This is a genomic window from Pseudactinotalea suaedae (genome assembly GCF_009733815.1).
GTDB classification, from domain to species: Bacteria; Actinomycetota; Actinomycetes; order Actinomycetales; family Beutenbergiaceae; genus Pseudactinotalea; species Pseudactinotalea suaedae.
Map to the genome: position 1 here is coordinate 132,299 of NZ_WNXY01000009.1, position 26,858 is coordinate 159,156.

Here is a 26,858-nt window from a genome sequence, read left to right on the forward strand (position 1 = left end):
CATCGTGGGATGAGGGTGAGGGCGAGCGGGCTGGCCACGCTGGTGGTCGCCGTCGTGCTGGTCACCGCCGTGGTGTGCGTGGTCCCGCTGTGGTGGGCGCGGGTGCGGCCGGTGCCGCCGACACCGGTCGACGCCGACCGCGTGGCGGCCGCCGGGCTGGCGCTCACCACGGTGCGGGTCACCGAGCCGCTCCCGATCGAGGGGTACCAGCGGGAGTTCTTCGGGCAGCCGTGGGCGGACGTCGACGGGAACGGGTGCGACACCCGCAACGACGTGCTGGCGGCATGGCTGACCGACGTCACGCGCGACCCGGCGCGACCGTGCCTGGTGGCGGCCGGGACGCTCCGCGACCCGTACACGGGGCACCTCGTGGACTTCCGGCGCGGCCCGGACACCAGCGCCGAGGTGCAGATCGACCACGTGGTGGCGCTCGCCGACGCCTGGCGCAAGGGCGGCGCCGCCTGGCCACCCCACCTCGCGCTGGCGTTCGCGAACGATCCCGCGAACCTCGTACCCACCGAGGGCGTGGTCAACCAGGACAAGAGCGCTGCCGATGCCGCCACCTGGATGCCGCCCAACACCGGCTACCACTGCGCGTACGCGGTGCAGCAGATCCTGGTCAAGACGACCTACGGGCTGGGCGTCACGAGCGAGGAGCACGCGGCGCTCGCGGCGGCGCTCGGGCGGTGCCCACCCGAACCCGGAGCAGCGCCGCTGTCAGACCCGCGGGCTAGCCTCGCCCTCGACACCCAGCCGCACCGGCTGAGCACGACGACGGAGAGGAGTGGCCGTGTTCGCACTCGAGCAGAGCGATGGCACCGTGGTGATCTCGGCCACCGACCTCACGGTCGCGCTCACCTGCGAGTACGCGTTGCTGCGTCGCGCCGACGAGGTTCTCGAGCGAGCGCCGCGGCTGGAGACCAGCGACCCGATGCGCGAGCGCGCGGCGGCGCTCGGGGACCTCCACGAGGAGCGCGTGCTCGATCGCTACCGAGCCGCGTTCGGCGATGGCGTGGTCGAGATCGCGCCGGTCGAGGAGTGGACGCGGGAGGCGCTGCAGCGCCAGCACGATGCCACGATCGCAGCGCTGGCGGCCGGTGCTCCGGTGGTCGCGCAGGGCGGGTTCTTCGACGGACGCTTCCACGGCCGTGCTGACTTCCTGGTCCGCGAGGACGCTGGCCAGGGTGGCGTCGAGGGCGGGCTCGAGGGGCGGCCGCGCTACGCCGTCGTCGATGCCAAGCTCGCCCGCCGCCCCCGCGGCACCGCGATCCTGCAGCTCGCGGCGTATGCCGACCAGCTGCAGCGGGCCGGGGTACCGCTCGCCGCGTCGACGCACCTGCACCTGGGCAACGACATCGTCACCGACCACAGCACGCACGACAGCCTGGCCGTGCTCGGCGAGGTGCGGCGCCGCGTCGACGAGCTCGTCGAGGAGCATGCCGCAGCCGATGAGCCGATCGCGTGGGGCGATGACCGGATCACGGCGTGCGGGTGGTGCGACTACTGCCACGACGGGATCGAGCAGGCACGCGACGTCCGGCTCGTGTGGGGGCTCCGGGCCGGCACCCGCGAGGTGCTGCGCGCAGCGGGCCTGACCACGATCGACGCGCTCGCCGACTCCCGGGGTCCCGTGCAGGGGCTCAACCCGGCCGCGCTCGAGCGCTACCGCACGCAGGCCCGGCTGCAGGTGCAGCAGGAGCGGGCCGAGGCTGCGGGGATCACGCCGGCGCTGGCGGCGCAGGTGCACTCGCTCGCGCCGCTGGATGCCCTGCCCGCTCCCGATCCGGGCGACCTGTTCTTCGACTTCGAGGGCGACCCGCTCTGGGTGGACGAGAACCGCCACGAGTGGGGGCTGGAGTACCTGTTCGGGATCCTCGAGAGCCCGGTGGACCCGACCGATGAAGGCCGCTACGTCACCTTCTGGGCGCACGACCGGGCCTCGGAGAAGCAGGCGCTGATCGACTTCCTCGCCTACCTGCGTGAGCGGCGCGCCGCCCACCCGGGCATGCACGTCTACCACTACGCCTTCTACGAGCCGGCCGCGATGCGGACGCTCGCCGCGCGGCACCGGGTGCCGCGGGAGGAGGTCGAGGAGGCGCTCACCGCGTTCGTCGACCTGTACGAGACGGTCAAGCGTGGCGTGCACGTCTCACAGCGGTCGTACTCGATCAAGAAGCTCGAACCCTTCTACATGGGCGAGCACCTCCGCGATGCCGATGGCGTCACCGATGGCGGCGCATCGGTCGTGGCGTACGCCGAGGCGGTGCGGCTGCGCGATGCCGGCGACACCGAGGGCTGGCAGCAGCGGCTGCAAGCGCTCGCCGACTACAACCGCTACGACTGCGAGTCCACGCTGCGGCTGCGGGACTGGTTGCTGGAGCTGCGCGAGGGCGCCCACCGCGAGGACCTGCAGGCGGCGGTCGCGCACGCGGCTGCGGCGCTCGGCGGCGAGCCCGTCCTCGAGCTGGACCAGCTGGAGGAACCGGCGCTGCTGCCCGAACCCGAGCGCGGCGTGCGGCTGCGCGAGAACGATGTGCTGGCGCGGCGCGTCCAGGCCCGCACCCAGGACAACGACGACCCCGCGCTGCCGTTGCTCGCCGCCGCCCTGACCTACCACCGCCAGGAGGACGAGCCGTTCTGGAAGGCCCACCGCGCGCGGTTGGGTGCCGACGCGCCGGACTGGACCGACGAGCGCGACGTCCTCGACATCCATCGTGCCGAGGCCGGGCCGTGGGAGCAGGGCCAGACCGGGCGGTGGAGGCGCCGGCTGGTGCTCGAGGGCAGGCTCGGCGCCGGCAGCTCGATCGACGCCGGGTCCGAGGTGTTCTGCGTGTACCGGCCACCGCTGCCGTACGGGATGCGGACGCGCGCAGGGCAGGTCCGCGCGACCAGCTACGCGAGCCTGGTCTCGCGTGGCCGTTCCGACGCCGGCCTCGACGTCCTCGAGGTGCGCGAACGGTTGGACCAGGACGTGCCGCCGCACTCCTTGCTGCCGATGCTCGTGGTGCCCGGCGCACCGCCGCGCACGAGCACCCTGGTGGACGCGGTCAGCGCCGTCGCCCGCGGCGTTCTCGGGGACGCCGAGCCGGTCGCCGGTGCTGCGCTCGACCTGCTGCGCCGCACACCACCGCGGCAGCGCAGCGGCCGGCTGCCCGAGGCCGCGGGTCCGAGCACCGCCGACCGCGCGAGCGCGGTCACCGCCGCGCTCCTGGACTCCGACGACTCCTACGTGGCCGTGCAAGGGCCGCCCGGCACCGGGAAGACCCTGCTCGGTGCGGATGTGGTGTCGCGCCTCGTCCGCGATCACGGCTGGCGGATCGGCATCGTGGCGCAGTCGCACGCCGTCGTCGAGCAGATGCTGATGCGGGTGCTGGCGGCCGGGGTGCCGGCCGATCTGGTGGCCAAGCGCGGTGGTGCGGGCGGCACCTGGCGCACGCTGAGCGGCGCCCGCCAGCTCGACTTCGTCAACGGCTCCACCGGTGGGTGCGTGCTCGGCGGCACCACGTGGGACTTCGCCAACCGCAACCGCGTGCCCGCCGGAGCCCTCGACCTGCTCGTGGTCGAGGAAGCGGGGCAGTACGCGCTCGCGAACACGATCGCCGCGGCGACCGCGGCACGCCGGTTGCTGCTGCTCGGCGACCCGCAGCAGCTGCCCCAGGTCAGCCAGGGCCGGCACGCCGCGCCGGTCGACGCGTCGGCGCTGGGCTCGCTGATGGCGGGAGCCGATGTGCTGCCCGCCGAGCTCGGTTACTTCCTCGACCGCACCTGGCGTATGCACCCGGACCTGTGCCTCGCCGTGTCCGACCTCTCCTACGAGGGGCGGCTCCGCAGCGCCGAGCCGGCAGCGGCACGTCACCTCGAGGGAGTCGAACCAGGCGTCCACGAGATCCTCGTCGAGCACCGCGGCAACCATGCGCGCTCGGTCGAGGAAGCAGCCGAGGTGGTCGCTCAGATCGAGGCGCTGCTGGGTCGTACCTGGACCGATGAGCAGGGCCGGCGACCCCTCGCGGCGAGCGACGTGATCGTCGTCGCCGCCTACAACGCTCAGGTGCACACCATCCGTGAGCGCCTCGACCTGGCCGGGCTCACCGGGGTGCAGGTGGGCACGGTCGACCGGTTCCAGGGCCAGGAGGCCGTGGTGGCGGTGCTGTCGTTGGCGGCCTCGACCGCCAAGGACGCCGCCCGCGGGCTGGGCTTCCTGCTCGACCGCAACCGCATCAACGTGGCGCTCTCGCGCGGTCGCTGGGCCGCGTTGATCGTCCGCTCCCCCGCGCTGACGCGCACGATGCCGACCTCGGCCCGCGAGCTCGCCGATCTGGCGGCGTTCATCGAGGTCGGCCGGCGCGGGCAGCGAGCGCACGTGCGCGCATCGAGCGCTCGCGCGTCGGCGTCCTCGATACCTGCGTGAACGGCACGCACCCCGTACCGTGGTCTGACGAACCGAGGAGCGCCCATGAGCAACGATCGCACCGTCGATGACAACCTGGTCGAGATCTACCTGAGCGACCACGCGGCCGCCGCAGCCGCGATGACGCGCAGGATCCGACGGATGGCTGCCGCGTACGACCGCGAGCTCGCCGCGGCGATGGCCGAGCTCGCCGACGCCCTGGAGCGAGAGCGGAACTGGATCCTGTCGGTGATGGAAGGGCGACAGCTCACGCTCAGCCGCTGGAAGACCGCCGCCACCGTCGTGGGCGAGCGGATCGGCCGGCTGAAGAGGAACGGACGCAGCTTCCAGCAGTCGCCGTTGTCACCGCTGCTCGAGCTCGAGCTGCTCGGCTCGGGTCTGCGGGGCAAGCGGTCGGGGTGGCGCACGCTGCTGGAGTGGTCGACCGAGCTGCAGATCGACACCGACGAGCTGAACGCGCTGCTGGCGGACGTCGAGCGTCAGATCGAGCAGGTCGAGGAGCTGCTCGTCATGCAGCGGCGCAAGGCTCTGCGGTCCACCTGACGGGATCCGCTGCGAGCGGCTGCAGCTCGACCTCAGCGGTCAGCGCGCTGAGGCGCCGGCGCGTTTCCCCGGGCCCGAGACATCACCAGGTAGATCACGACACCGACCGCGAGCAGCCCGCCCGCGAGCAACCAGACCGGGAGCGACTGCTGCGTCAGGAGCACGAGGCAGCTGAGCACGCCCAGCGCCGGAATCACGACCGGGACCCGGAAGTGCTCGTGCTCGACCTCGTCCTTGCGCAGGACCAGGGCCGCGACGTTGGTCGACAGGAACACGAACAGCAGGAACAGGACCACGGTCTCGGCGAGCATCTGCAGGCTCCCGAGCACGGCCAGCACGGCCGACAGACCGGTCGTCACCACGATGGCCACCCACGGTGTGCGGCGACCCGGCAGCAGTCGTGACAGCACCGGGGGGAGCAGGCCCTCCGTGGACATCCCGTAGGCCAGCCGCGAGCTCATGATCGACGTCAGCAGGGCGCCGTTCGCGATCGCGATCAGCGCCACCACGGCGAAGGCCCACCCGGGCAACGCCACCCCGGACGCCTGCAGCACGTCGAGCAGCGCTCCCGAGGACTCGGCGAGCTCGTCCGCGGGGAGCATCGCCGAGGACGCCACGGCCACCAGCAGGTAGATCGCACCCGCGGCCGCGAGCGCCCCGAACAGGGCTCGGGGATAGACCTTGGAGACGTCGCGGACCTCCTCGGCCACGTTGGCCGACGTCTCGAACCCGACGAAGCTGTAGAAGGCGAGCAGCGCCGCCCCGAGCAGCGCGGCGAACGGCGAGGCCGGTACCTCCACAGCCCGGCCGAGGTCGCCCGCACCTCCGGCGAGCGCCACCGCGACGGCCACGACGATCAGGACCAGCCCGCTGACCTCGATCGCCGTCATCACCAGGTTCGAGCGGACCGACTCCTTGATGCCGCGCAGGTTGATCGCCGCGACGAGGCAGAGGAAGGCCGGCGCCACGACGGGGACCGGCAGCGCCACGAGCGTCGTCAGGTAGTCACCGGCGAAGGCGACCGCGAGCCCGGCCACGGACACGATCCCGGCGCACAGCATGGAGTAGCCGACGAGGAAGGCCACCAGCGGCTTGCGGAAGGCCCGCTGCGCGAACACCGCGGCACCGCCCGCCTTGGGGTACTTCGTGACCAGCTCGGCGTAGGAGCCCGCGGTCAGCAGCGCCATCAGCAGGGCGATGAGGACCGGCACCCAGGTCATCCCCCCGGCCTCGGCGGCCAGCTCGCCCATCAGGGCGTAGACGCCGGCGCCGAGCACGTCACCGAGAATGAAGACGAACAGCAGCCCGCCTCCGATGCCACGGCGCAGCGTGACGCTCGCCGTTCCAGCTCCTTCGGTCATCCCGGGCTCCTGTCGGCGGGTGCGGTGTCGTGCGATCGCGCCACCATTCTGGCGTGCACTCCGGCGCAGGAGCCGGACCTCACCTCACAGTCGTGTCGGCCGGATGACCGAGGCGCCGAGTCGCTCGCGCAACGCGTGCAGGGCGGCGAGGTCCTCCCCGGTGAGCACCCGGTCCAGCCGCTCCGTGCTCCCGAGGAACGTGGGCAGCCCGCCCGGCGCCACCCAGGGCGCGACGACCTCACCCAGCTGGGCCAGCGCGGCACGCGTGGCATCCGCTGCTCCTGGCGGCATCGGGGCGATCGCGCTCATCAGCCACGTCGCGCCCCGGGTGCCGGCGATCGCCGGGCGTCCCGGCCGGTCGAGCGCTCCCCCGAGCCGGCGCACGCCGAGCAGGACCACCGCCGCTCCGGCATCGGTGCGATGCCACCCGAGCATCGCGTCGATCGCCTCGTCGGGAAGTCCCGTGAGCAGGACCGACAGCCCGGCGCTCGCGCCCGCGTCGCGCGGATCGTTGGTGAGGGCGGCGACGCCCTCAGGGCCGATCGGCCCGACCTGGTCCGACAGCGGGCTCGCCGCGGCACGCACGGCGTCGATCGCGGCCACCTGACCGTCGAGGGCCAGCGCCTGCACCCCGACCCAGCTCTTGCCGCGCACCTGCTCGGGCAGGAAGGGCGCATCGGGCATCCGCATCGATGCCGCGAAGATCGACACCGCGTCATCGACCTCGGCATCGCGCATCGCGCGCCAGGCCGCCGGGCCGTCGGCCGGTGCGAACGTCAGCGAGCCGGCCATGGCGCCCGGGGCGTGGACCAGGTCGAGCTCGATCGCCGTCACGACGCCGAGCACCCCGCCGGCGCCGCGGAGCACCCGCATCAGCTCGGGGTCGGAGGAGTCGTCGACCCAGCCGTGCTCGCCATCGGGACGGAGCAGCTCGACCCGCCGCACGGTCTGCGCCGATGTGCCGACCATGCGGCTGAGCCACGAGTGACCGCCGTTCAGCGTCAGGCCCACCAGGGAGACGTCCGGGCTGGTGCCGGTCGCGGCGAACAGCGCGGTCCCGGCGAGCGCGGTGGCGAGCGCCTCCGCTCGCACGCCGGCGCCCACGACGGCGCGCCGACCCTGCTCGTCCACGGTGAGCTGGTCGAAGGAGTCCATCCGGACGAGCACCGAACCGGCGAGATCCTCGCTGGCCCCGTGACCGCCGGCCTGCACCGCGAGCGTCAGCCCTGCCTCGCGCACCGCCTCCAGCACGGCCCGCAGGTCCTCGACGTCCGTGGGGATCGCCACCGCTTCCGGGCTCTGCTGAACCGCGAGCTGGTGCGGCTGCGCCGCCTTCTCGTAGTCCGGGTGGTCCTTCGTCCAGACCTGACCGCTGACACGCGAGAGATCGAGATGTCCCATGCGGCTCACGTTAGAGCGGCACACCGACATCCGACCCGGTTTTTCCTCCGGGCTGGGAGGTCTCTCCGATCAGCGCTGGGGGGTGTCCCAGGCGCTGGTCGGGCCGTTGGAGGTGTCGTCCGTGGCGTCCGTGGTGGCGCGGTGCGAGCTCGAGGACGACCCGGAGCCGCCCGTGAACCGCTCCTTGACCATGTTCGCGACCTGGTCGGTGACCTTGCTGCCCTGCTCACGCACGACGTCGGAGATCGCGGTCTCGGCCTGGGCGACCTTGTCCTTGACAGCGGGGTGCTCAAGAGCGGACTTCGCGCTGGCCTTGATCTTCTCGAACTGCTCCCGGCCTGCACGGGTGCCGAGCAGATAGCCGACCCCTGCCCCGAGGATGAATGCCGCCTTGCCCTTCATGCTGACCTCCCGATGTCGTGGCTCCGACGCCCAGTCTCGCACGGCTCACGGGGTTGGGGCAGTGACACCGCGGGCGGCTCTGGCCGCCGCGACCAGGTTCTCCAGGCTCGCGACGGTCTCCTCGTACCCGCGGGTCTTGAGGCCGCAGTCGGGGTTGACCCACAGCTGGCGGTCTCCGACCGAGCGCAGCGCCGAGACGAGCAGGTCGGTGATCTCCGCCGTCGAGGGCACCCGGGGCGAGTGGATGTCGTAGACGCCCGGGCCGATGCCGCGCGAGAAGCCTGACGCGGCGATGTCGGGAAGGATCTCCATCCGTGACCGCGCCGCCTCGATCGAGGTGACGTCCGCATCCAGACCGTCGATCGCGTCGATGATCTCGCCGAACTCGGAGTAGCACAGGTGCGTGTGGACCTGGGTGCTGTCGGCGACGCCCGCGGTCGCCAGCCGGAACGACCGCACCGCCCACGCGAGGTAGGCCGGCTGCTGCTCGCGGCGCAACGGCAGCAGCTCACGCAGCGCGGGCTCGTCGACCTGGATGATGCCGATGCCCGCCTCCTCCAGGTCGGCCATCTCGTCCCGCAGCGCGAGCGCGACCTGGTTCGCGGTCTCGGCCAGCGGCAGGTCGTCACGCACGAACGACCACGCGAGGATCGTCACCGGCCCGGTCAGCATGCCCTTGACCGGGGCGTCGGTCAGCGATGCCGCGTAGCGCGACCATCGAGGTGTGATCGGCGCCGGGCGCGAGACGTCGCCCCACAGGATCGACGGACGCGTGCACCGCGAACCGTAGGACTGCACCCACCCGTTCTGCGTGGTCGCGAACCCGTCGAGGTGCTCGGCGAAGTACTGCACCATGTCGTTGCGCTCCGGCTCGCCGTGCACGAGGACGTCGAGCCCGAGCCGCTCCTGCAGCTCGATCACGGAGCGGATCTCGGCCTGCATCGCCTCGGCGTAGGTGGCGTCGTCGATCTCGCCCCGGCGCAGCTGTGCGCGGGCCCGGCGCAGCTCCGCGGTCTGCGGGAAGGAGCCGATCGTCGTGGTGGGGAGGCGTGGCAGGTCGAGAACGGCGGCCTGCGCGGCCTGCCGCGTCGGGTAGTCGCTGCGCGTGACGTCGCTCTCGGTCAGCGCCGCGGTGCGCTCGCGCACCGCCGGGATCGTGACGCCGACGGCGTTGCTCCGGCTGGTCACGGCGGTGCGGCTGGTGCCGAACGCCTCAGGCGCCCCGGCCTCGCCGGCCGCGAGGGCGAGGACCTCGCCGACCTTCTCGTCCGCGAACGCGAGCCAGCTCAGCAGCTCGGCCGGCAGCTCGGGCTCGTCGGCTGTGGTGTGCGGGACGTGCAGCAGCGAGGTCGACGTCGCCACCGTGACGGGGGTGGACGCGGCCCGCCCCCGCAGCGCGTCGAGGGCGGCGGCGGCACCGTCGAGGTCCGTGCGCCAGATGTTGTGACCGTCGACGACGCCGGCCACCAGGGTCGGCCCGTCAGCAGGGATGGCGGTCGGTGCGACGCCGCGGACCAGGTCGAGCGCGACCGCGTCGACGCCGCCGGCGGCGAGCGCGGCCAGCCCGTCGTCGCCGAGCGACCCGTACGGCGCGGACACGGCGATGCTCGGGCGGGTGGCGGCCGAGGTGAGCCTCGCGTAGGCGCGAGCGACGTCGTCGAGCAGCTCGGCCCGGGGAACCGACCAGGTGTCCGAGACGAGGGCGGGCTCGTCGAGCTGGATCCAGGTCGCGCCCGCCCGGGCGAACGCGGCGAGCCACTGCGCGTACGCGGTGACGAGGTCGTCCAGGCGGCTGAGCGGGTCGAAACCCTCGGGAGCGCCGTCGGCAGGCTTCGAGAGCAGCAGGAACGTGACGGGACCGACCAGGACGGGCCGCGTCAGCACGCCGTCGTCCAGGGCCTCGGCGAAGTACCGCACCGAGGCGTTCTCCACGAGCCGGAACTCGGTGTCCGGGCCGATCTCGGGGACGAGGTAGTGGTAGTTGGAGTCGAACCACTTGGTCATCTCCAGCGGTGCGCGATCACCCTCACCCCGCGCGACGGTGAAGTGTCCCGCGAGGTCGAGGGCTCCCTCGGTGTCGCGCAGGTGCTCGAAGCGCGGCGGGATCGCCCCGAGCTGGGCCGCGACCGACCACACCTGGTCGTAGAACGTGAAGTCGGAGGGGATCGAGGCGTCATCGGCCGGCAGCCCGAGCTCGGCGAGCCGCCGGCGGCTGCGGCGTCGGAGCCCGGCGGCGGCGCTCAGCAGGGTGCCCGCGTCGGACTCGCCCGCCCAGAACGACTCGACTGCGCGCTTCAGCTCGCGTCGTGGCCCGATGCGCGGGTAGCCGAGGATCGTGGCAGCGGGGAAGGGGGTGCGGGTCATGGGAGCTCTCTCTGTCTGGGCGAGCAGGGGGTTCTGGGCGCAAAGCGCACCGGTACCGCGCAGAACCACCTGTTCGGGAGGGGGTACGACGGGACGGGGTTGGGGAGCCGGGTGGGTCAGCGAGACTCGACGGGAGCCGAGCGGAGCCCGGCTGCGGCCAGCAGGTCGAGCGCCGGCCCACGCGAGTTGAAGGTGTAGATGTGAAGGCCGGGTGCGCCGGCTTCGAGGACCCCCTGCACGAGGTCCACGCCGGCGGCGAGGCCGCGGCGGTAGCGCTCCTCCGGGTCGGGCGCCGACTCGAGGTGCTGCAGCAGCGACTCCGGCACCGGCACGCCGGTGAGCGACTCGAGCTTGCGGAGCCGCCTCGGGTCGGTGAGCGGGATGATGCCCGGCACGATCGGGATGTGGACGCCGGCTTCCCGGGCGGTGCGCACGAACCCCGCGTAGCTCGCCGGATCGAAGAAGACCTGCGTGATGGCGTAGTCCGCACCGGCGTCCTGCTTGGCTCGCAGGGCCTCGACGGTGCCGGGCTCGACCACGGGGTTGCCGTGCTCGTCGAAGCGACCGCCGGGGTAGGCGGCAACGGCGATGCTCAGCGGGCTCGCGGTGTCCGCCGAGCCGGCGAGCTCGCGCGCCTCGACCCGGCGCAGCAGGGTGACGAGCTCGCTCGCGGTCGTGAAGCCCTCCGGGTGCGGGCGCCAGTCCGGCTCCCCCTCCGGCGGGTCGCCGCGCAGCGCCAGGAAGTCGCGGACGCCGATCGCGATCAGCCCGGTGACGACCTCCTCGAGGTCGGCCTCGGACGCACCCACACAGGTCAGGTGCGCGATCGGGGCGACGTCGGTGTGCTCGATGATGTGCGCGAGCAGCGCTCCCGAGGTCTCCCGGGTACGGCCGCTGGCGCCGTAGGTCACGGAGAAGAAGTCGGGCTTGACGGACGCCAGCGCCGCGACGGTCGCGGGCAGTGCCGCGGCACCCTTCGGGGTGCGCGGCGGGTACAGCTCGAACGAGATCGTCGGGCTGGTGGCGGGCACGGAAAAGAGGCTAGCCGTGCTCATCGTGCACGCTCGAGGACGAGGTGGTGGTTGGTGGCCAAGAGAAGCTCCATCGAACCTGGCGTGAGCACCCTTCCCTCGGCAGGCCTGCCACTGGGGGTTGCTGCGGCGTCGACGAGCCAGGACTCTCGGCCGCTCTGGATGGGATGTGACAACCCTAGGAGGTGACCACGTGATGGTCACGCGCTCTCGCCATGTGGACCACATGCCGGGACGCCGACGCGGAGCGGTGCTTGACTCGAGCGATGACCGACCGCCTGGACGCCGTGTTCGCTGCCGCGCCGCGCACGTGGTTCCTGCCCGCGGGCGCGTGGGACCGTGCCGCCTTCGACGGGCCGATCCAGATCGGCCACGAGCAGACCTGCTCGCAGCCGCGCACCGTGCGTGCGATGCTCGAGCTGCTGGAGCCCCAGGCCGGCCATCACGTCCTCGACGTCGGCTCGGGCTCGGGATGGACGACGGCGTTGCTCGCCGAGCTCGTCGGCCCCGCCGGGCGGGTCCGGGGTGTCGAGATCGAGCCCGCGCTGGCGAGGTGGGGCGCGGAGAACCTCGCCCGCGGGTCGTGGCCGTGGGCCACGATCGAGCCCGCCCGGCCGGGCGTCGTCGGGCTGCCCGATCATGCTCCGTACGACCGGATCCTGGTGTCGGCCGACGCCCGGGAGATCCCGGGCGACCTGCTCGACGCCCTCGCCGACGACGCCCGGCTGGTGATTCCGGTGCGCGGCGCGATGACGCTCGTCGTGCGCCGCGACGCCGTCGACGAGGTCACCGAGCACGGTGGTTACCGGTTCGTGCCGCTGCGGTGAGCCTCGAGCATCGCGCGGCGCCACTCGCGCGGGCCGCCCTCGGTGCGTCGCCCGACGTCGGCGAACGCCAGCGCCGGCTCGGCGCTGCTCACGCAGCGTGCTGCCCAGCGGCCGTCGGGTGCCGCGATGCCGGCCGGGGCGTCGGGGGCCTTGTCGGCGTGGACGGCATAGCTGACCCACACCCCGTTCTGCCGGGCCGCGACCGCCGCTGACGAGGAGAGCGACTCCTCGGCGCCGGGGTCCGACGGTCCGGCGGTGGAGTAGAGGACGCCGTTGACACCCTCGGCCTCGTAGTCGCTGAACAGATCGCCGAACAGGCCTTCGAGCCCGCTGACGCAGCCGAAGGTGAGGCCGTCGATCGTGAACGTCACGCCCTGCGACCCTGCCTCGTACATGTAGGTCTGCTTGGTGCGGGACAGCAGCCGCTCGTCGTAGCGGGCCGCGACGGCGCCGGTGGCATCGACCACCAGCATGCTCAGCCGGGGACGTGCCGCGGGCGAGGCATCGGATGTGCGCGTCGGTGCACCGATCACGGTCCACAGCCCCAGCGCACGGGCATGAGCACGGATCCCCGCGATCTCGGCGTCGTGCGTCCGGAAGTCGAACTGGGTCCAGTCGGACTCGGCGATCTCTCCAGGACGGCTCGACAGGAGCGTCTTGGAAGGGAAGCAGAGCGCTGCTTCCGGCAGATGCACGAGGCGAGCTCCGCCGTCGTGGGCGCGTTGCATGAGCGCGCGGATCTCGGCACCACGGGCACGCATGCCGGCGGAGTCGCGCGGGTCCTCCAGCGGTGTCGTCTGCGCGACGGCGAGGCGGAGAGTGGGGGTCTCGATCGGGTCGGTCGGTTCGGTGGTGGGCACAGTCGCTCCTCGGTGGGATCGGATGTGCCGGAGGGCAGCGGTGTAGGACTCGCCGGTCTGGGCCGCGCGAGCTCGGACGCGCTTCTTGAACGCGCGGTTGGCTGTCATCCGGACTCCTGCGCTGGCGTCGCGGTCCCCCAGCGACGCATCGACGTCAGCGCACGGTTCACGGACTGACCATCGACCTGAGACTGGACTCCCTCTGCCCCGACATCACCGGCCGCGAGGGCCGATGGTGGGCCGCGCTGGGGGCGGACCGATCGAGGTTCGGCGTAGGACCCGCCGTTGTCGGCGACGTTACCCGACGGGTGCGACAGCCGCACCGTGCGACACGGGTCAGTCGGGCGCCCAGATCGCGCGGAGCGGTCCCATGCCCTCCTCGACGTACTCCGCGATCGGGCGGGTGCTGCCGTCCTCGAACCAGCGCTCGAGCGCCGCGAAGTAGCCGAACGCGAGTGCGTGCGTGACGACGTGTGCCTGGGTGGGGCCGAGCGTGCGCTCGTTCGCGAGCAGCGGGGCGAGGCGCTTGGCGGCGCGGTCGAGGGTGGCGAGCACGGCGGCTCGGACCGACGGCTCGCTGAAGAAGTAGCGCACCCGACGGCGAGAGGTCGGCTCCTCCGAGGCACCGGGGTCCTCGTACCGGAGCACCGACCCGAGCAGGCCGCCGATCGGGTCGGCCGGGTCGAACGTCGCCGCGAGCTGGTCGTCGGTCAGCGCGTCGAAGTCATCGGCGACCAGCAAGCCCTCCTTGGTGCCGAAGTAGCGGTAGACCGACGACGGCGACACCTCCGCCGCCGCCGCGACCTGCTCGATCGTGACCGCGTCGAAGCCGCGTTCGTCGAAGAGGTCCAGCGCCCGCTCCTGGATCGTGCGCATCGCGCTACGGCGCCACTGCTCGCGGAGTCCTGCCATGCCGACATCATATCCGCCTTTGAGACAGTGACTCGCAGATTGCTCTTGACTCGCTCGAACAGCGATGGCACAGTGCATGTCTTCCGGACAGTCACTGTCTCAACCTGAAACTCCAACCGGGAGGTCCGCATGTCCACGACCACTCACACCGCTCCGGCACACCAGCGTCGGGCCCTGCCCACGCTGTGGATCGGGCTCGCGCTCACCCTGGCGGTCGGCGTCTGTGTCCTGCTCGACGGGTCGACGACCCAGGTGCTCGCCGATCATCTGCGAGCGACCTATCCCGCCTTCGGCGAGGAGGAGGTCGCGGCGGGCGCGCAGACGTACGTCGCGATCTTGCTCACCGTCACCGGGCTGGGAGCTGTCGGCTGGCTCAGCACGATCGGAGCGGCACGGTCCGGAAAGACCTGGACCCGCTGGCTCGCGACGGCCGCGCTGGTGTTCGCCGTTGCGGTCGCGGCGGCGGGTCTGACCACGGTCGACACCTCGGGCGAGGTGGGACTGGCCCCCGCGATGGGCTGGCTGCTGCTGCTCCCGTGCCTCCCGGGCCTCGTCGCGGTCACCAAGCTCTGGCGAGGAGGCACCCGCCGCTGAGCCGGCTCGGTGCGCCTGCTCGCTCAGCCGGACCAGCCTGTCCGCTCGAGGATCTCGGCGACGGACTCGGTGACCGTGGCGGGATGGGTGACCACCTGGAAGTGCCGGATCCGCTCAAGGTCGGACCGAGCGTGGTAGACGTCGATCCACGTGCGCAACGCGGCGGCCCACTCGTCGGTGGGCTCGCGTTCGGTGACCCGCTCCTTCAGCACCGCGATGGGTGCGGTCGTCTCGCAAATGATCAGGTCCGCCCCGGGCACGGCTGCGCGGAGGAGGTCGACCTCCTGCTCGTCGGCGAGCACCGTCGGGATGATCAGCTTGATGTCGGGGTGGGCGGCGACGTAGTTCGGCCAGATGGCACGGAGGTTCTCGCGCGAGAACGACCGGCCGGGGTGCGGGTGCACGAGCTCCAGCTCGTCCATGTCGATGACACCGTGCGGCACATCCGCAGGCCGAAGCACTTCGGACAGAGCTCGCGCCAGGGTGCTCTTCCCTGAGCCCGGAGAGCCGTGCAGCACCAGCACATCCGCCATGACCACCATTGTCCTGCCGCCGGCGGCGACCGAGGACGGCGTGCGTCAGCCGGTGTCGATGAACCCGTCGGTGACGTCGTACTCATCGGCCTCGAGTGGGTAGCCGGTCGGTATCCCGGCGGTCTTCGGGCCGCGGGCCTCGCCGGTTCCCGAGCACCGTGGCGGGTCACTGCCGGTGCCCGGCCCGCCAGGGCCGGCGTCCTCGGGCCGGGGTGGCGGTGCGTCACCACCGACCACTGACATCGCCCGATCACGCCGATCACCGCGGCTCGACGGTCCTCCACGACATCCGGTCAGGACCGGCTGAGCGCCTCGTACGCGGCGATCGGGACGACGCCGGACAACGACCGAGCGAGGTCGCCGTCGAGCGTCACGAAGGCATCGGCCTGGAGCCTCGTCACGGCGAGGTACTCGGCGAGCGGCGTGTCGTCCCACCCGAGCTCGGCGGCGATCTTCCACGCGGTCGCGCGGGAGACCCGGTCACCCAGCAGCCGCATCTTCATCGTCGTGACGTGATCGAGCACGGCGCGTGCCTCCGCCTCCTCGACCTTCCCCGCACGCACCGCCCGGTACATCTGGCTCAGCACCTGCGAGCGCAGCAGGTTCGGCGCGACGAGCTGATGCTGCCGATCCGGCCGCAAGCCCTCCCGGGCGAGTCGGATCGCGACGTCGGCATCGATGACGTATCTGGCCATCTCTGGATCGTGCCACTGCAAAAACGTCACCGCTCGTTCGTAGCAGGAGTGAATCGCCCCGGAGAAGCCGGGGTGACCCAGCCCCGGAGGCCTCGGATGTCCAGCTCGACCCGCACCGCCCGCCCCCTCATCCCGACCCGCGCCGGCACCGTCAGCACCCCGCAGGAGCTGACCGCCGACCGCGTCACGAAGTCCCTCCTCGGATACGGCGTCATCGCCGGTCCGATCTACGTCGTCACGTCCCTGGTCCAGGCCTCGTTGCGCGACGGGTTCGACCTCACCCGCCACGCGTGGAGCCAGCTCGCGCTCGGTGACCCGGGCTGGGTCCAGGTCGTCAACCTCGTGCTGACGGGCGCCATGCTGATCGCGTTCGCCGTCGGGCTCGCCCGCGCCCTGGTCACCGGGCCGGGCTCGCGCTGGTCACCGCTCCTGATCGGCGTGTTCGGTCTGAGCATGATCGTCTCGGGGATCTTCAAGGTCGACCCGGCGGGCGGCTTCCCTGACGGCCTTCCCACACCGGCGACGATCAGCACGAGCGGCCTCGTCCACCTGGGCGCGGGCGCGGTCGGCTTCACCTGCCTGACGGCAGGACTGCTCGTGCTCGCCCGCCGCCTCTCTCGTGAGGGCTTCTCGGCCCTGGCGGTCTGGACCAGGGTCGTCGCCGTCGCGTTCCTCGTGACGTTCGTCGGGATGGCCTCGACGGCGTCGGGCGGGGCAGGGATCATCGCGTTCGTCGTCGCCGTGGTCGCCGTGATGGCGCTGCTGTCGGTGCTGGCGGTGCACCGCTACCGCCAGATGCCCAACACCGATGGCTGAAACCCCACCCGCAGCATTCCCACCACCGACACAATCACACCGTTCGAAGGAGAAGAGAGAGATGCGATACCTCGTCGTCCTGGAAGGCAACGCCCCCGCCACTCCCCCGCCCGCAGCGCTGATGGAAGGCATCATGAAGCTGGGCGAGGAGGCCGCCCGAGCAGGCGTCATGCTCGACAACGGTGGCCTGGCTCCCAGTGCCGCCGGGGCCCTCGTCAGCGCGGACGCCACCGGCGTCACCATCACCGACGGCCCCTTCGCCGAGTCGAAGGAGATGATCAGCTACAGCCTCTACGACACCCGCACCAAGGAGGAGGCGGTCGAGTGGACCCGGCGGTTCATGGCCCTGCACGCCGAGCACTGGCCGGAGTGGACCGGCGAGGCTCGGGTGCTCAAGGTCATGGGACCTGAGGACTTCGCCGCACCGCCGGCCGGCGTCCCGAGCTGAGTGACGCAGGCGAACCTGGCAGAGACCGGGCGAGCCGCCGTCGAGGCGATCTGGCGGATCGAGTCCGCCCGGTTGATCGCGGCGCTCGCCCGGTACACCGGTGACCTCTCGCTGGCGGAGGAGCTGGCTCAGGACGCCCTCGTCACCGCCCTCGAGCAGTGGCCCACCACAGGTCCGCCACCCAACCCCGGAGGTTGGCTCATGACCACCGCGAAACGTCGCGCGATCGATCGGTTCCGCCGCGACGCCCTCCATCGTCGCGCCGTCGAGACCCTCGGCGGCCAGACCGACGAGCACACCGGGACCACCGAGCACGACGACGTCGAGACCCGTCTGGACGACCCGGTCGGTGACGACGAGCTCGCACTGCTGTTCGCGGCCTGCCACCCCGACCTCACCCGCGAGTACCGCGTCACCCTGACGCTGCGCTGCCTCGGCGGGCTGAGCACCGACGAGATCGGCCGCGCCTTCCTCATCCCCAGCAGCGCAGCCGGGCAGCGCGTCTCACGCGCGAAGAAGGCCCTGCGCGATCGGGGGATCCAGCTCGACGCCCCCACCGCTGCCGAGCTGCCGCAGCGGCTCGACTCGGTGCTCGAGGTGATCTACCTCGTCTTCAACGAGGGCTACAGCGCCACCGCAGGCGACGACTGGATGCGGCCGGAGCTCAGCCGGGAGGCGTTGCGGCTGGCGCGTCGGACAGCGGCCCTGCTGCCGGACGTGGCCGAGGTGCACGGCCTGCTCGCGCTGCTGGAGCTCACCCAGGCGCGTGCGGCCGCTCGCACCGACGAGTCCGGCGCACCGGTCCTCCTGCAGGACCAGGACCGACGGCGGTGGGACCGTGGCCACATCACGCGCGGTCTCGCGTCGCTCGCCCGGGTCCACCGGCTCGGCACGGTGGGCCGCTACGGCGTGCAGGCGGCGATCGCCGGTGCTCACAGCACCGCGGTCAGCGCGGCGGAGACCGACTGGGTCCAGATCGCCGCGCTGTACGACGTGCTCGAGCAGCTCTGGAGCAACCCGGTCGTCACGCTCAACCGCGCGGTCGCGCACGGCCACGCGCACGGCGCGGAGGCGGGCCTCGCGATCCTGGCCACCCTCCCGGCCGACAGGCTCGCCGACTATCCCCAGCGCTCCGCCGTCGAGGGTGAGCTGCTGCTCATGGCCGGTCGGCACCGCGACGCCGTCGCTGCGCTCGAACGCGCAGCCCGCGAGACCGGCAACGGTGCCGAGCGCGCGCTCCTCGAGCGCCGCGCGGCGCAGGCTTCTCGGCTAGGTTGACGGCATGCCACAGACTGTCCAGGGCGTCATCGCCCGCAGCAAGGATGCCCCGGTCGAGGTCGTGCCGATCGTCGTCCCGGACCCGGGCCCAGGCGAGGTGATCGTGAAGGTGCAGGCGTGCGGCGTCTGCCACACCGACCTCCACTACCGCGACGGCGGGATCAACGACGACTTCCCGTTCCTGCTCGGCCACGAGGCCGCGGGCGTGGTGGAGACGATCGGCGACGGTGTCACCGAGGTCGCGGTGGGCGACTACGTGATCCTCAACTGGCGCGCGGTCTGCGGGCAGTGCCGCGCGTGCCTGCGCGGACGCCCCTGGTACTGCTTCAACACGCACAACGCGGCGCAGAGGATGACGCTCGAGGACGGCACCGAGCTCTCCCCCGCGCTCGGGATCGGCGCCTTCATCGAGAAGACGCTCGTGCACGCGGGCCAGTGCACGAAGGTCGACCCCGAGGCGGCCCCCGAGGTCGCCGGGCTGCTCGGCTGCGGCGTGATGGCGGGCATCGGCGCCGCCATCAACACGGGCAACGTGGGCCGCGGCGACAGCGTGGCGGTCTTCGGCTGCGGCGGCGTCGGCGATGCCGCGATCATGGGCGCCCGGCTCGCGGGCGCGGCGACGATCATCGCCGTCGACCTCGACGACACCAAGCTCGAGTGGGCCACCGACATGGGCGCCACCCACACGATCAACTCCGGCCAGACCGATCCGGTCGAAGCCATCCAGGCCCTGACCGGTGGTCACGGCGCCGACGTGGTGATCGACGCCGTCGGCATCCCGAAGACCTACGAGCAGGCCTTCTACGCACGCGACCTGGCCGGCACCGTCGTGCTGGTCGGCGTGCCGAACCCGACGATGACGATCGAGCTGCCGCTGCTCGACGTGTTCGGTCGCGGCGGCTCCCTGAAGTCCTCCTGGTACGGCGACTGCCTGCCCAGCCGCGACTTCCCGATGCTCATCGACCTGTACCTGCAGGGTCGCCTCCCGCTCGAGAAGTTCGTGTCCGAGAAGATCGGGCTCGGTGACGTCGAGGCGGCCTTCACGAAGATGCACGACGGCGGCGTGCTCCGTTCCGTCGTGATGCTCGAGGAGGCGATCTGATGACGCTCCGAGTAGAGCGCGTGGTGACGTCGGGGACGTTCTCGCTCGACGGCGGGACCTGGGACGTGGACAACAACGTCTGGGTCGTGGGTGATGAGACCGAGTGCGTCATCATCGACGCCGCTCACGACGCGACGGCGATCCTCGCCGCCGTCGGGGACCGGGACGTGGTGGCGATCCTGCTGACCCACGCCCACGACGACCACATCGCTGCCGCCCTCGAGCTGGCGGAGACCACCGAGGCCGAGGTGTGGCTGCACCCCGAGGACCGGATGCTGTGGGACGTCGTGCACGACCGGGCTCCCGACGGCGAGCTCGCCGACGGCCAGCGGTTCGCCGTCGGCGGCGAGGACCTCGTGGTGCTGCACACGCCGGGCCACAGCCCCGGCGCGGTGTGCTTCTCGCTCCCCGGCCTGCACCGCGTCTTCACGGGAGACACGCTGTTCAACGGCGGTCCCGGCGCGACCGGCCGCTCCTACTCCGACTTCCCCACGATCGTGGACTCGATCACGGACAAGCTGCTCAGCCTGCCGCCCGAGACGACCGTCCACACCGGCCACGGCGACGACACCTCGATCGGCGCCGAGGCGCCGCACCGGCAGGAGTGGATCGACCGGGGCCACTGACGCCGTCGGGCACCCTCCCGGGCGCTACTCCCCGCCCGCGCCCCGGGCGGCGCGCCGGGCCTCCTGCCAGCGCCGTCGCATCTCCCCGAGGTCGCCGACCGGACCGAGGTGCGCGAGCTTCTCGGGTGAGGTGACCGACCGGATGCCGATGACCTGGCCGTCGAGGATCTCCAGCGACCAGGTGCCGAGCACCCGACCATCGACATCGAGGATCATCGCGCCCGGGTGCCCGTTGACCTCGCGCCGCCGCAGCGAGGCGCCCGCCGCGAGGAGGGACGGCACGGTCGCCAGCAGCAGGCGTGCGGCCTGCAGCGCACCGAAGGTCCCGCCGGTGCCGCCTGCCACGCCGCCGCTGTCGTTGACGGCGTGCACGTCCTCGGCCAGCAGCGACCGCAGCGCCTCCAGCTCGCCGCCGGCCAGCGCGTCGAAGAACCGGTCGGCGAGCTCCTCCCGCTTGCGGCGGTCGGCCTCGAAGCGGGTGCGGCCCTCCGCCATGTGCCGTCGGGCGCGTCCGCCGAGCTGACGGCAGGCCGCCTCCGAGCGACCCACCGCGGTGGCGACGTCGGCGTAGGAGAAGCCGAACACCTCGTGCATGACGAACACCGCACGCTCCAACGCGCTGAGCCGCTCGAGCAGCACCAGCGCGGCCATCGAGACCGAGTCGGCGAGCTCGGCCGCCCGGGCGGGGTCGCCCTCGAGAACGGCGGGCTCCTCCTCCAGGCCGTCGGTGAGCAGCGGCTCGGGGAACCACGGTCCGACGTAGGACTCGCGCCGCACGCGCGCCGAGCGCAGCACGTCGATCGAGATCCGCGTGACGACGGTCGCCAGGTAGGAGCGCAGCGACTCCGGCACGACATCGGCCGCCTCGTACCGCAGCCAGGTCTCCTGCACCGCGTCCTCGGCCTCGCTGACGCTGCCCAGGATCCGGTAGGAGATCGAGAACAGCAACCCTCGTAGCTCTTCGAAAGCCTCCACATCGGCGATCGTGACCACCTCCTCGACACCTGGGACGAGACAGCCCTCACGAGTGTGACACGCGCCCCGTGTCACGTCGGGCGGGTGCTGTCTCGTCCTCGATCACGGCACCAGCAGAGGGCTGGGTGCCTCGAGCGAAGGAGGACCTATGAACACCGCCCTGTGGATCGTCACCGCGCTGCTGAGCCTGGGCTACGGAGTCGGCGGGCTGGCCATGCTCATCATGAGCCCCACGCGGTTCCGCAACATCTCGTCGGGCCAGCACTACGTGGACGACCTGCCCCGCAACGCGACCAAGGTCATCGGGGTCATGAAGCTGCTCGCGGTGGCGGGCATGCTGCTGCCGCCGCTGCTCGGCGTGGCGACGTGGCTGGTCCCGCTCGCCGCGCTCGGCCTGGTGCTGCTCATGACCGGTGCGGCGACCGTGCGCATGGTGCGCCGCGAGTGGGTGTCGTTCTTCGGTGACCTCGTGTACCTGTCTCTCGCCGCGTTCGTCGCCTGGGGGCGGTTCGTGGCGGTGCCGTTCGGCTGACGTTCGGCGCGCCGCATCCACAGACCACGATCGCATCGGCTGACACCGCGGCGAGGGCGCGCGACGATGGTGCGATGAACCTCGTCGACTGGGCGAACGGCTGGTTCTGGGCCACCGACCACGAGGTCTCGAGGTTCGCGCTGCAGCGCGGGGTCGCGCTGCTGTACGCGATCGCCTTCATCGCGGTGCTGCGGCAGTTCACCCCGTTGCTCGGCGAGCGCGGGTTGCTGCCGGTGCCGGCCTACCTCGAGCGGGTCGGCAGCCGCGCCGGTCCGACACTGTTCCGATGGCGATACTCCGACCGGTTGCTGACGGCGGTGGCCTGGGTGGGGCTGCTCGTGGCGCTCGCGCTGGTGGCCGGGCTGCCGCAGCAGGGCCCGCCCTGGGTGCCGATGCTGGCGTTCGCGGTGCTGTTCGGGCTGTACCTGTCGGTCGTCAACGTGGGGCAGGTCTTCTACGGCTTCGGCTGGGAGTCGCTGCTGCTCGAGGCGGGGTTCCTGGCCGCGTGCCTCGGATCGGACGCCGTGGCACCTCCCACTCTCGTGCTGCTCGCCTTCTGCTGGTTGCTGTTCCGGGTGGAGTTCGGCGCCGGGCTGATCAAGATGCGCGGCGACGCCTGCTGGCGAGACCTGACGTGCCTGTACTACCACCACGAGACGCAGCCGATGCCGGGGCCGCTCTCGCCCTACTTCCACGCGCTGCCGAGGCCGCTGCACAAGGTCGAGGTGGCGGCCAACCACGTGGTCCAGCTCGCGGTGCCGTTCCTGCTGTTCGCACCGCAGCCGGTGGCGACGTGGGCCGCGACGCTCGTGATCCTCACGCAGCTGTGGCTCGTGGTGTCGGGGAACTTCGCGTGGTTGAACTGGTTGACGCTGCTGCTCGCCTTCGCCGCGGTGTCGGACGACGTCCTGGCACGCCTGCTGCCCGTCTCACCGGCCGAGGCCCCGCCGGGGCCGGTCTGGTTCGCTGTGGTCGTGCTCGTGATGGCGGGCGCCGTCGTCGTGCTCTCCTTCTGGCCGGTGCGGAACCTGCTGTCGCCGCGGCAGCAGATGAACGCCTCGTTCAACCGGTGGCACCTCGTCGGCGCGTACGGGGCGTTCGGGTCGATCACCCGGCGTCGCGACGAGGTGGTGGTCGAGGGATCGCTCGCCGCCGACCCGGAGGACGAGCGGGAGTGGCGCGAGTACGAGTTCAAGGGCAAGCCCGGTCCGGTCCACCGGCGCCCACGCCAGAGGGCGCCCTACCACCTGCGCCTGGACTGGGGGATGTGGTTCCTCGCGCTCGGCTCGCCGGCGCAGCACGTCTGGTTCCAGCGGTTCCTGCTGCGCCTGCTCGAGGCCGACCCGACGATCCTGCGGCTGCTCCACCACGACCCCTTCGACGGCGAACGACCCCGCTGGGTGCGTGCGCGCGTGTTCCGCTATCGGTACGCGAGCCGCGCCGAGCGCCGCCGCGACCGCGTCTGGTGGGTCCGCGAGGACCGGGGGCTGCTCGTCGATCCTGGGGCGCTCGACCGCCTCTACGAGGCCAGCCGCTGACCGGGGCCGCGGGGCTTCTCCGCGGTCGCCGTCTCGGTGATCTCCGTCCACACCGCGTCGAGAGACAGGCCGAGGACCGCGGCGATGGCGGCGATCGTCGGGAAGGCGGGGGTGGCGACGCGTCCCGACTCGATCTTGCGGAGCGTCTCCGGGGACACCTCGGCGTCGAGGGCGACCTCGAGCATCGTGCGCTCACCCCGCGCGCGGCGCAGCAGGGCGCCGAGGCGCGCACCGCGCTCGAGCTCGGCAGGGGTCAGCGGAAGTCGAACCATGGGGCCGATAGTAATACCGGGATGATATGGCCGGTATAGTTATTGGCATGATCGAGATCCTTACCACCCCCGAGGTGGCTCGAGCGCGCGAGACCGGCAGGCTGGTGGCCGAGATCCTGCAGAGCCTGACGAGCCGCTGCGGTGTCGGCACCAACCTGCTGGAGATCGACCGCTGGACCGCGCAGATGATCGCCGACGCCGGAGCCCGGTCCTGCTACGTCGACTACGAGCCCTCCTTCGGGCGTGGTCCGTTCGGGCACCACATCTGCACGGCGGTCAACGACGCCGTGCTCCACGGGAAGCCGCACGACCGCGTGCTCGCCGACGGCGACCTGCTCACCCTCGACCTCGCGGTCTCGCTCGGCGGCGTCGCGGCCGATGCGGCGGTCAGCGTCATCGTCGGCGCATCGAGGCCCGCCGAGAGCGTGGCGATGATCCGCGCGACCGAGAGCGCGTTGCAGGCGGGGATCGCCGCGGCGCGGCCGGGTGCACGCATCGGCGACCTCTCGCACGCCATCGGCTCGGTCCTCGGCGCAGCGGGCTACTCGATCAACACCGACTTCGGCGGGCACGGCATCGGGTCGCAGATGCACCAGGATCCCGCGGTGCCGAACACCGGGCGTCCCGGTCGAGGACTCACGCTCCGCCCCGGGCTGCTGCTCGCGCTGGAACCGTGGGTCATGGCCGACACCGATCAGCTCGTCACCGATCCCGACGGCTGGACGCTGCGCAGCGCGACCGGTTGCCGGACCGCCCACAGCGAGCACACCATCGCCATCACCGATGACGGCGCCGAGATCCTCACGCTCCCGGGACACTGACTTCCTCGGCAGGCGCCGGATACGCCGATCGGTGCGGCCGCGACGGCCGCACCGATCGAGAGTCCTGCCGTCAGCTCTGCTCGACGTCCGAGAACAGTCCGGTGAAGGAGGTGCCGGAGCCGACGAGCCGCTGGAAGAACGCACCACCGGCGGGTGTCGCGACCGCGGCGGAGGCGTCCTCGTAGCTGTCGAAGTAGAGGTCGAGAGTGCGGTACGCGGGGGTCGGCGTGCCGTCCTCCTTGGGCCAGACCTTCGCCGCCTCGAACCGACGCAGCTGCGGGAGCTGTCGGGCGTGCGCCGCGATCTCGGTGTAGTCGTTCTCGAACGACGGCGGGTCGGTGGGGTTGTCGATGATGATGGTGATCTTGGTGGCCATGAGGATGTTCCTTGTCTGTGGATCGGTGGATGGGCGGCGCCGGTGAGGGCGCCCGGCGGTCCCGGCAGGTGCCGGGCCGGAGCTAGGGGCGGCCGTACTCCTCGAGGAGGCGGAGCCAGACCTCGCCGATGGTGGGATAGGACGGGACCGCGTGCCACAGCCGCGGCAGCGGGACCTCTCCGACGATCGCGACGGTGGCCGAGTGGAGCAGCTCGGCCACGTCCTGGCCGACGAAGGTCGCACCGACGATGACCTGCCGGTCCTCGTCGACGACGAGCTTCGCGCGACCCTGGTAGCCGTCGGCGTGCAGCTTGGCACCGGCGACCCAGCCGAGCTCGTACTCGACGACACGCACCGGGATCCCCTGGGCGCGGGCCTGCGCCTCGGTGAGCCCGGCACGGGCCACCTCGGGGTCGGTGAAGATCACGTGCGGCACCGCCGCGTGGTCGGCGGTGGCGGCGTGGGCGCCCCACGGCTCGGCGGCGACGGGAGTGCCGGTGAGGCGGGCGGCGATCACCTCGCCGGCGGCACGTGCCTGGTACTTGCCCTGGTGGGTGAGCAGGGCGCGGCCGTTCACGTCGCCGACCGCGTAGAGCCAGTCGGTCCCGCTCACGAGCATGGTGTCGTCGACCCGCAGCCAGTCTCCCGGTGTCAGCCCCACGGTCTCGACGCCGAGGTCGAGCGTGTGCGGGCGGCGACCCGTGGCGATCAGGATCTCCTCGGAGACGACCGTGGTGCCGTCGTCGAGCGCGGTGGTGACGACGCCCGCCTGGTCGCGGTCGACGCGCGTGGGAGAGGCACCGATCCGCACGTCGACGCCGATCTGCGCCAGCGCCTGGGCGACGAGCTCCCCCGCGAACGGTTCCTCACGCTCCAGCAGCCCGTCCCGGGCGACCAGGGTCACCGCGGAGCCGAGGGAGGCCCAGGCGGTGGCGAGCTCGGTCCCGGCGACACCGCCACCGACCACGAGCAACCGCGACGGCACGCTCGAGGCGCTCGTCGCCTCCCGGGTGCCCCACGGACCCACGTCGCGCAGACCCGGGATGTCGGGGAGCACGGGGACCGACCCGGTCGCGACCGCGACCGCTCGCGCGGTGTAGGTGCGGCCACCGACGTCGACCGTGCGGGGACCGGTGAGGCGAGCGTGGCCGCGGATCAGGTCGATCCCGGCCGAGCTCAGCCACTCGACCTGGCCGTCGTCCTTCCAGTCGCTGGCGAATGCATCCCGGCGGGCGAGCACAGCCGACGCGTCCAACCGCCCGGCGATCGCCTGTCGTGCGCCTCCGAGTCGTTCGGCGGCGCGGAGGGCGTGGCCGCTGCGGAGCAACGCCTTCGACGGCATGCACGCCCAGTACGAGCACTCCCCGCCCACGAGCTCGGACTCGACCACCGCGACCCGGATACCGCGCTTCACGGCGTAGTCGGCGACGTTCTCCCCGACGGGCCCCGCGCCGATCACGATGAGGTCGTAGTCGGGTTCCTGCTCGTTCTGCGCGGCGGTCATGAGATCCGCGCCGATCGGGCGAGACGGATCGCGGAGACGAGGAACAGCAGGCCGCCGAGGGTTGCGTACCCCGCCACCGAGACGACGCTGTCCACGCCCTGGAGCCCCTGCGCGAGGAAGGCCGCACCGGCGAGGGTCGAGACGCCGCCGCTGACGATCAGCGGCCACTGACCGCCGAGGCGCCGCCGGCTCACGCCGGTCAGCAGCTGGGTGGCACCGGAGAGCACCGCCCAGACGCCCCAGGTCGCCAGCACGGCGCTGAGCGAGGCCGTCGAGGCCCATCCGAGGGCGATCGCGGCCAGGACGCTGATGAAGATGTTCGCCCTCGCACTGAGGCGAGAGCCGGACGAGGCATCCGAGCCTCGCAGCTCCACGAGCACCGCGGCGGCGTCCACCAGCGGGTACAGGACGAGGAGCACGGTCAGGAGGGGGCCGCCGCCGGGAGCGACGGCGGCCAGCAGCAGGGCCCAGACGACGGCGAAGCCGAAGCGGGCGAAGTAGAGCCGCCGCAACGTCCTCGCCAGCGGCACAGCGGCCGGGGCATCGATCGTGGTCAAGAGAGTCTCCGTTCGAATGAGGTAGACGAACTAGTACGTCTACATCGATGACACTAGAACCGCGACGGTCGTGCGCGCAACC

General features: G+C 72.1%; 27 protein-coding genes, 1 pseudogene and 1 riboswitch. Of the genes and pseudogenes, 13 read left to right on the forward strand and 15 right to left on the reverse strand.

Translation table 11 applies throughout. The annotated features are described in order from the left end of the window. Positions 1-9: 9 nt before the first annotated feature. From GPA04_RS15430 to GPA04_RS15440, 3 genes and pseudogenes are all read left to right on the forward strand, one after another. A pseudogene (locus tag GPA04_RS15430) lies at positions 10-663 on the forward strand (HNH endonuclease family protein); the annotation flags it as partial. A gap of 127 nt (positions 664-790) precedes the next feature. Next, entirely contained in the window at positions 791-4,408 is a 3,618-nt protein-coding gene (locus GPA04_RS15435) for a TM0106 family RecB-like putative nuclease (RefSeq protein ID WP_156225090.1), read from the forward strand. 45 nt (positions 4,409-4,453) lie between these two features. Continuing rightward, positions 4,454-4,951 (forward strand): hypothetical protein, encoded by a 498-nt coding sequence (locus GPA04_RS15440; protein ID WP_156225091.1) that lies wholly within the window; start codon positions 4,454-4,456, stop codon positions 4,949-4,951. Positions 4,952-4,983: 32 nt separating this feature from the next. Here the strand turns inward: GPA04_RS15440 and GPA04_RS15445 are convergent, their stop codons facing one another. From GPA04_RS15445 to GPA04_RS15465, 5 genes are all read right to left on the reverse strand, one after another. Further along, positions 4,984-6,312 (reverse strand): APC family permease, encoded by a 1,329-nt coding sequence (locus GPA04_RS15445; protein ID WP_156225092.1) that lies wholly within the window; start codon positions 6,310-6,312, stop codon positions 4,984-4,986. Positions 6,313-6,396: 84 nt separating this feature from the next. Continuing rightward, on the reverse strand, positions 6,397-7,713 hold the full coding sequence (locus tag GPA04_RS15450; protein WP_162458635.1) for an FAD-binding oxidoreductase: 1,317 nt from the start codon (positions 7,711-7,713) through the stop codon (positions 6,397-6,399). A gap of 69 nt (positions 7,714-7,782) precedes the next feature. Next, positions 7,783-8,115, reverse strand: coding sequence for a YtxH domain-containing protein (locus GPA04_RS21365; protein ID WP_241680836.1), 333 nt, complete (start codon positions 8,113-8,115; stop codon positions 7,783-7,785). A gap of 45 nt (positions 8,116-8,160) precedes the next feature. Beyond that, positions 8,161-10,479, reverse strand: a complete 2,319-nt coding sequence (gene metE, locus GPA04_RS15460; protein ID WP_156225094.1) for a 5-methyltetrahydropteroyltriglutamate--homocysteine S-methyltransferase — start codon at positions 10,477-10,479, stop codon at positions 8,161-8,163. A 116-nt stretch (positions 10,480-10,595) separates the two neighbouring features. Next, on the reverse strand, positions 10,596-11,510 hold the full coding sequence (locus GPA04_RS15465) for a methylenetetrahydrofolate reductase (protein ID WP_241680837.1): 915 nt from the start codon (positions 11,508-11,510) through the stop codon (positions 10,596-10,598). Positions 11,511-11,577: 67 nt separating this feature from the next. Continuing rightward, positions 11,578-11,679: riboswitch (SAM riboswitch) on the reverse strand. A gap of 97 nt (positions 11,680-11,776) precedes the next feature. On the opposite strand from GPA04_RS15465, the gene GPA04_RS15470 reads away from it, so the two are divergent. Next, positions 11,777-12,337 (forward strand): protein-L-isoaspartate O-methyltransferase family protein, encoded by a 561-nt coding sequence (locus tag GPA04_RS15470; RefSeq protein ID WP_156225096.1) that lies wholly within the window; start codon positions 11,777-11,779, stop codon positions 12,335-12,337. Here the strand turns inward: GPA04_RS15470 and GPA04_RS15475 are convergent. Continuing rightward, the gene (locus GPA04_RS15475) at positions 12,313-13,305 is read right to left on the reverse strand and encodes a carbon-nitrogen hydrolase family protein (protein ID WP_156225097.1); all 993 of its coding nucleotides are present in this window, start codon (positions 13,303-13,305) and stop codon (positions 12,313-12,315) included. The two genes, GPA04_RS15470 and GPA04_RS15475, sit on opposite strands and share 25 nt — an antisense overlap. A gap of 228 nt (positions 13,306-13,533) precedes the next feature. After that, the gene (locus GPA04_RS15480) at positions 13,534-14,109 is read right to left on the reverse strand and encodes a TetR/AcrR family transcriptional regulator (RefSeq protein ID WP_156225098.1); all 576 of its coding nucleotides are present in this window, start codon (positions 14,107-14,109) and stop codon (positions 13,534-13,536) included. 129 nt (positions 14,110-14,238) lie between these two features. On the opposite strand from GPA04_RS15480, the gene GPA04_RS21240 reads away from it, so the two are divergent. Further along, positions 14,239-14,703 (forward strand): hypothetical protein, encoded by a 465-nt coding sequence (locus tag GPA04_RS21240; RefSeq protein ID WP_206674248.1) that lies wholly within the window; start codon positions 14,239-14,241, stop codon positions 14,701-14,703. Positions 14,704-14,726: 23 nt separating this feature from the next. Here the strand turns inward: GPA04_RS21240 and GPA04_RS15490 are convergent, their stop codons facing one another. The 3 genes from GPA04_RS15490 to GPA04_RS15500 all read right to left on the reverse strand — a co-directional run bounded on the left by GPA04_RS15490 (position 14,727) and on the right by GPA04_RS15500 (position 15,931). After that, the gene (locus GPA04_RS15490; protein WP_156225099.1) at positions 14,727-15,125 is read right to left on the reverse strand and encodes a hypothetical protein; all 399 of its coding nucleotides are present in this window, start codon (positions 15,123-15,125) and stop codon (positions 14,727-14,729) included. 156 nt (positions 15,126-15,281) lie between these two features. Continuing rightward, positions 15,282-15,479, reverse strand: coding sequence for a hypothetical protein (locus GPA04_RS15495; protein ID WP_156225100.1), 198 nt, complete (start codon positions 15,477-15,479; stop codon positions 15,282-15,284). A gap of 50 nt (positions 15,480-15,529) precedes the next feature. Next, positions 15,530-15,931, reverse strand: coding sequence for a PIN domain-containing protein (locus GPA04_RS15500; protein ID WP_156225101.1), 402 nt, complete (start codon positions 15,929-15,931; stop codon positions 15,530-15,532). A gap of 96 nt (positions 15,932-16,027) precedes the next feature. Between GPA04_RS15500 and GPA04_RS15505 the strand changes: the two genes are divergently transcribed. From GPA04_RS15505 to GPA04_RS15525, 5 genes are all read left to right on the forward strand, one after another. Next, positions 16,028-16,747 carry a DUF998 domain-containing protein gene (locus tag GPA04_RS15505; protein WP_156225102.1) on the forward strand — a complete coding sequence of 240 codons (720 nt, stop codon included), beginning with the start codon at positions 16,028-16,030 and terminating at the stop codon, positions 16,745-16,747. Positions 16,748-16,808: 61 nt separating this feature from the next. Next, positions 16,809-17,195, forward strand: coding sequence for a YciI family protein (locus tag GPA04_RS15510; protein WP_156225103.1), 387 nt, complete (start codon positions 16,809-16,811; stop codon positions 17,193-17,195). Then, the gene (locus GPA04_RS15515) at positions 17,196-18,473 is read left to right on the forward strand and encodes an RNA polymerase sigma factor (protein WP_241680838.1); all 1,278 of its coding nucleotides are present in this window, start codon (positions 17,196-17,198) and stop codon (positions 18,471-18,473) included. 4 nt (positions 18,474-18,477) lie between these two features. Further along, positions 18,478-19,575: an S-(hydroxymethyl)mycothiol dehydrogenase gene (locus GPA04_RS15520; protein ID WP_156225104.1), complete on the forward strand. Its 1,098-nt coding sequence runs from the start codon at positions 18,478-18,480 to the stop codon at positions 19,573-19,575. Then, on the forward strand, positions 19,575-20,201 hold the full coding sequence (locus GPA04_RS15525) for an MBL fold metallo-hydrolase (protein WP_156225105.1): 627 nt from the start codon (positions 19,575-19,577) through the stop codon (positions 20,199-20,201). The genes GPA04_RS15520 and GPA04_RS15525 overlap by 1 nt, the downstream gene beginning before the upstream one ends. A gap of 24 nt (positions 20,202-20,225) precedes the next feature. Here GPA04_RS15525 and sigJ read toward each other — a convergent pair whose 3' ends face one another. Beyond that, positions 20,226-21,194, reverse strand: coding sequence for an RNA polymerase sigma factor SigJ (gene sigJ / locus GPA04_RS15530; protein WP_241680839.1), 969 nt, complete (start codon positions 21,192-21,194; stop codon positions 20,226-20,228). 130 nt (positions 21,195-21,324) lie between these two features. Here sigJ and GPA04_RS15535 point away from each other — a divergent pair, with 130 nt between their 5' ends. Continuing rightward, positions 21,325-21,708, forward strand: coding sequence for a DoxX family protein (locus GPA04_RS15535; RefSeq protein WP_156225106.1), 384 nt, complete (start codon positions 21,325-21,327; stop codon positions 21,706-21,708). 74 nt (positions 21,709-21,782) lie between these two features. Beyond that, a complete protein-coding gene (locus GPA04_RS15540; RefSeq protein WP_156225107.1) occupies positions 21,783-23,246 on the forward strand; it encodes a lipase maturation factor family protein in 1,464 nt (487 codons plus the stop codon). On the opposite strand, the gene GPA04_RS15545 is transcribed toward GPA04_RS15540, so the two are convergent. Continuing rightward, positions 23,228-23,518 carry a helix-turn-helix domain-containing protein gene (locus GPA04_RS15545; protein WP_156225108.1) on the reverse strand — a complete coding sequence of 97 codons (291 nt, stop codon included), beginning with the start codon at positions 23,516-23,518 and terminating at the stop codon, positions 23,228-23,230. The two genes, GPA04_RS15540 and GPA04_RS15545, sit on opposite strands and share 19 nt — an antisense overlap. Positions 23,519-23,565: 47 nt before the next feature. On the opposite strand from GPA04_RS15545, the gene map reads away from it, so the two are divergent. Next, on the forward strand, positions 23,566-24,339 hold the full coding sequence (gene map, locus GPA04_RS15550) for a type I methionyl aminopeptidase (RefSeq protein ID WP_156225109.1): 774 nt from the start codon (positions 23,566-23,568) through the stop codon (positions 24,337-24,339). 70 nt (positions 24,340-24,409) lie between these two features. On the opposite strand, the gene GPA04_RS15555 is transcribed toward map, so the two are convergent. From GPA04_RS15555 to GPA04_RS15565, 3 genes are all read right to left on the reverse strand, one after another. Beyond that, entirely contained in the window at positions 24,410-24,715 is a 306-nt protein-coding gene (locus GPA04_RS15555) for an EthD family reductase (protein WP_156225110.1), read from the reverse strand. Positions 24,716-24,797: 82 nt separating this feature from the next. Beyond that, the gene (locus tag GPA04_RS15560) at positions 24,798-26,219 is read right to left on the reverse strand and encodes a dihydrolipoyl dehydrogenase family protein (RefSeq protein ID WP_156225111.1); all 1,422 of its coding nucleotides are present in this window, start codon (positions 26,217-26,219) and stop codon (positions 24,798-24,800) included. Next, the gene (locus tag GPA04_RS15565; RefSeq protein WP_156225112.1) at positions 26,216-26,776 is read right to left on the reverse strand and encodes a hypothetical protein; all 561 of its coding nucleotides are present in this window, start codon (positions 26,774-26,776) and stop codon (positions 26,216-26,218) included. Before GPA04_RS15565 ends, GPA04_RS15560 begins: the two co-directional genes overlap by 4 nt. Positions 26,777-26,858 lie beyond the last annotated feature (82 nt).

Bases quoted from the DNA above. Each gene is read 5' to 3' on its own strand.
- GPA04_RS15440 (WP_156225091.1), top strand. From the start codon at position 4,454: ATGAGCAACGATCGCACCGTCGATGACAACCTGGTCGAGATCTACCTG.
- GPA04_RS15445 (WP_156225092.1), bottom strand. From the start codon at position 6,312: ATGACCGAAGGAGCTGGAACGGCGAGCGTCACGCTGCGCCGTGGCATC.
- GPA04_RS15450 (WP_162458635.1), bottom strand. From the start codon at position 7,713: ATGGGACATCTCGATCTCTCGCGTGTCAGCGGTCAGGTCTGGACGAAG.
- GPA04_RS21365 (WP_241680836.1), bottom strand. From the start codon at position 8,115: ATGAAGGGCAAGGCGGCATTCATCCTCGGGGCAGGGGTCGGCTATCTG.
- metE (WP_156225094.1), bottom strand. From the start codon at position 10,479: ATGACCCGCACCCCCTTCCCCGCTGCCACGATCCTCGGCTACCCGCGC.
- GPA04_RS15470 (WP_156225096.1), top strand. From the start codon at position 11,777: ATGACCGACCGCCTGGACGCCGTGTTCGCTGCCGCGCCGCGCACGTGG.
- GPA04_RS15475 (WP_156225097.1), bottom strand. From the start codon at position 13,305: ATGACAGCCAACCGCGCGTTCAAGAAGCGCGTCCGAGCTCGCGCGGCC.
- GPA04_RS15480 (WP_156225098.1), bottom strand. From the start codon at position 14,109: ATGGCAGGACTCCGCGAGCAGTGGCGCCGTAGCGCGATGCGCACGATC.
- GPA04_RS21240 (WP_206674248.1), top strand. From the start codon at position 14,239: ATGTCCACGACCACTCACACCGCTCCGGCACACCAGCGTCGGGCCCTG.
- GPA04_RS15490 (WP_156225099.1), bottom strand. From the start codon at position 15,125: ATGGACGAGCTGGAGCTCGTGCACCCGCACCCCGGCCGGTCGTTCTCG.
- GPA04_RS15495 (WP_156225100.1), bottom strand. From the start codon at position 15,479: ATGTCAGTGGTCGGTGGTGACGCACCGCCACCCCGGCCCGAGGACGCC.
- GPA04_RS15500 (WP_156225101.1), bottom strand. From the start codon at position 15,931: ATGGCCAGATACGTCATCGATGCCGACGTCGCGATCCGACTCGCCCGG.
- GPA04_RS15505 (WP_156225102.1), top strand. From the start codon at position 16,028: ATGTCCAGCTCGACCCGCACCGCCCGCCCCCTCATCCCGACCCGCGCC.
- GPA04_RS15510 (WP_156225103.1), top strand. From the start codon at position 16,809: ATGCGATACCTCGTCGTCCTGGAAGGCAACGCCCCCGCCACTCCCCCG.
- GPA04_RS15520 (WP_156225104.1), top strand. From the start codon at position 18,478: ATGCCACAGACTGTCCAGGGCGTCATCGCCCGCAGCAAGGATGCCCCG.
- GPA04_RS15525 (WP_156225105.1), top strand. From the start codon at position 19,575: ATGACGCTCCGAGTAGAGCGCGTGGTGACGTCGGGGACGTTCTCGCTC.
- GPA04_RS15535 (WP_156225106.1), top strand. From the start codon at position 21,325: ATGAACACCGCCCTGTGGATCGTCACCGCGCTGCTGAGCCTGGGCTAC.
- GPA04_RS15540 (WP_156225107.1), top strand. From the start codon at position 21,783: ATGAACCTCGTCGACTGGGCGAACGGCTGGTTCTGGGCCACCGACCAC.
- GPA04_RS15545 (WP_156225108.1), bottom strand. From the start codon at position 23,518: ATGGTTCGACTTCCGCTGACCCCTGCCGAGCTCGAGCGCGGTGCGCGC.
- map (WP_156225109.1), top strand. From the start codon at position 23,566: ATGATCGAGATCCTTACCACCCCCGAGGTGGCTCGAGCGCGCGAGACC.
- GPA04_RS15555 (WP_156225110.1), bottom strand. From the start codon at position 24,715: ATGGCCACCAAGATCACCATCATCATCGACAACCCCACCGACCCGCCG.
- GPA04_RS15560 (WP_156225111.1), bottom strand. From the start codon at position 26,219: ATGACCGCCGCGCAGAACGAGCAGGAACCCGACTACGACCTCATCGTG.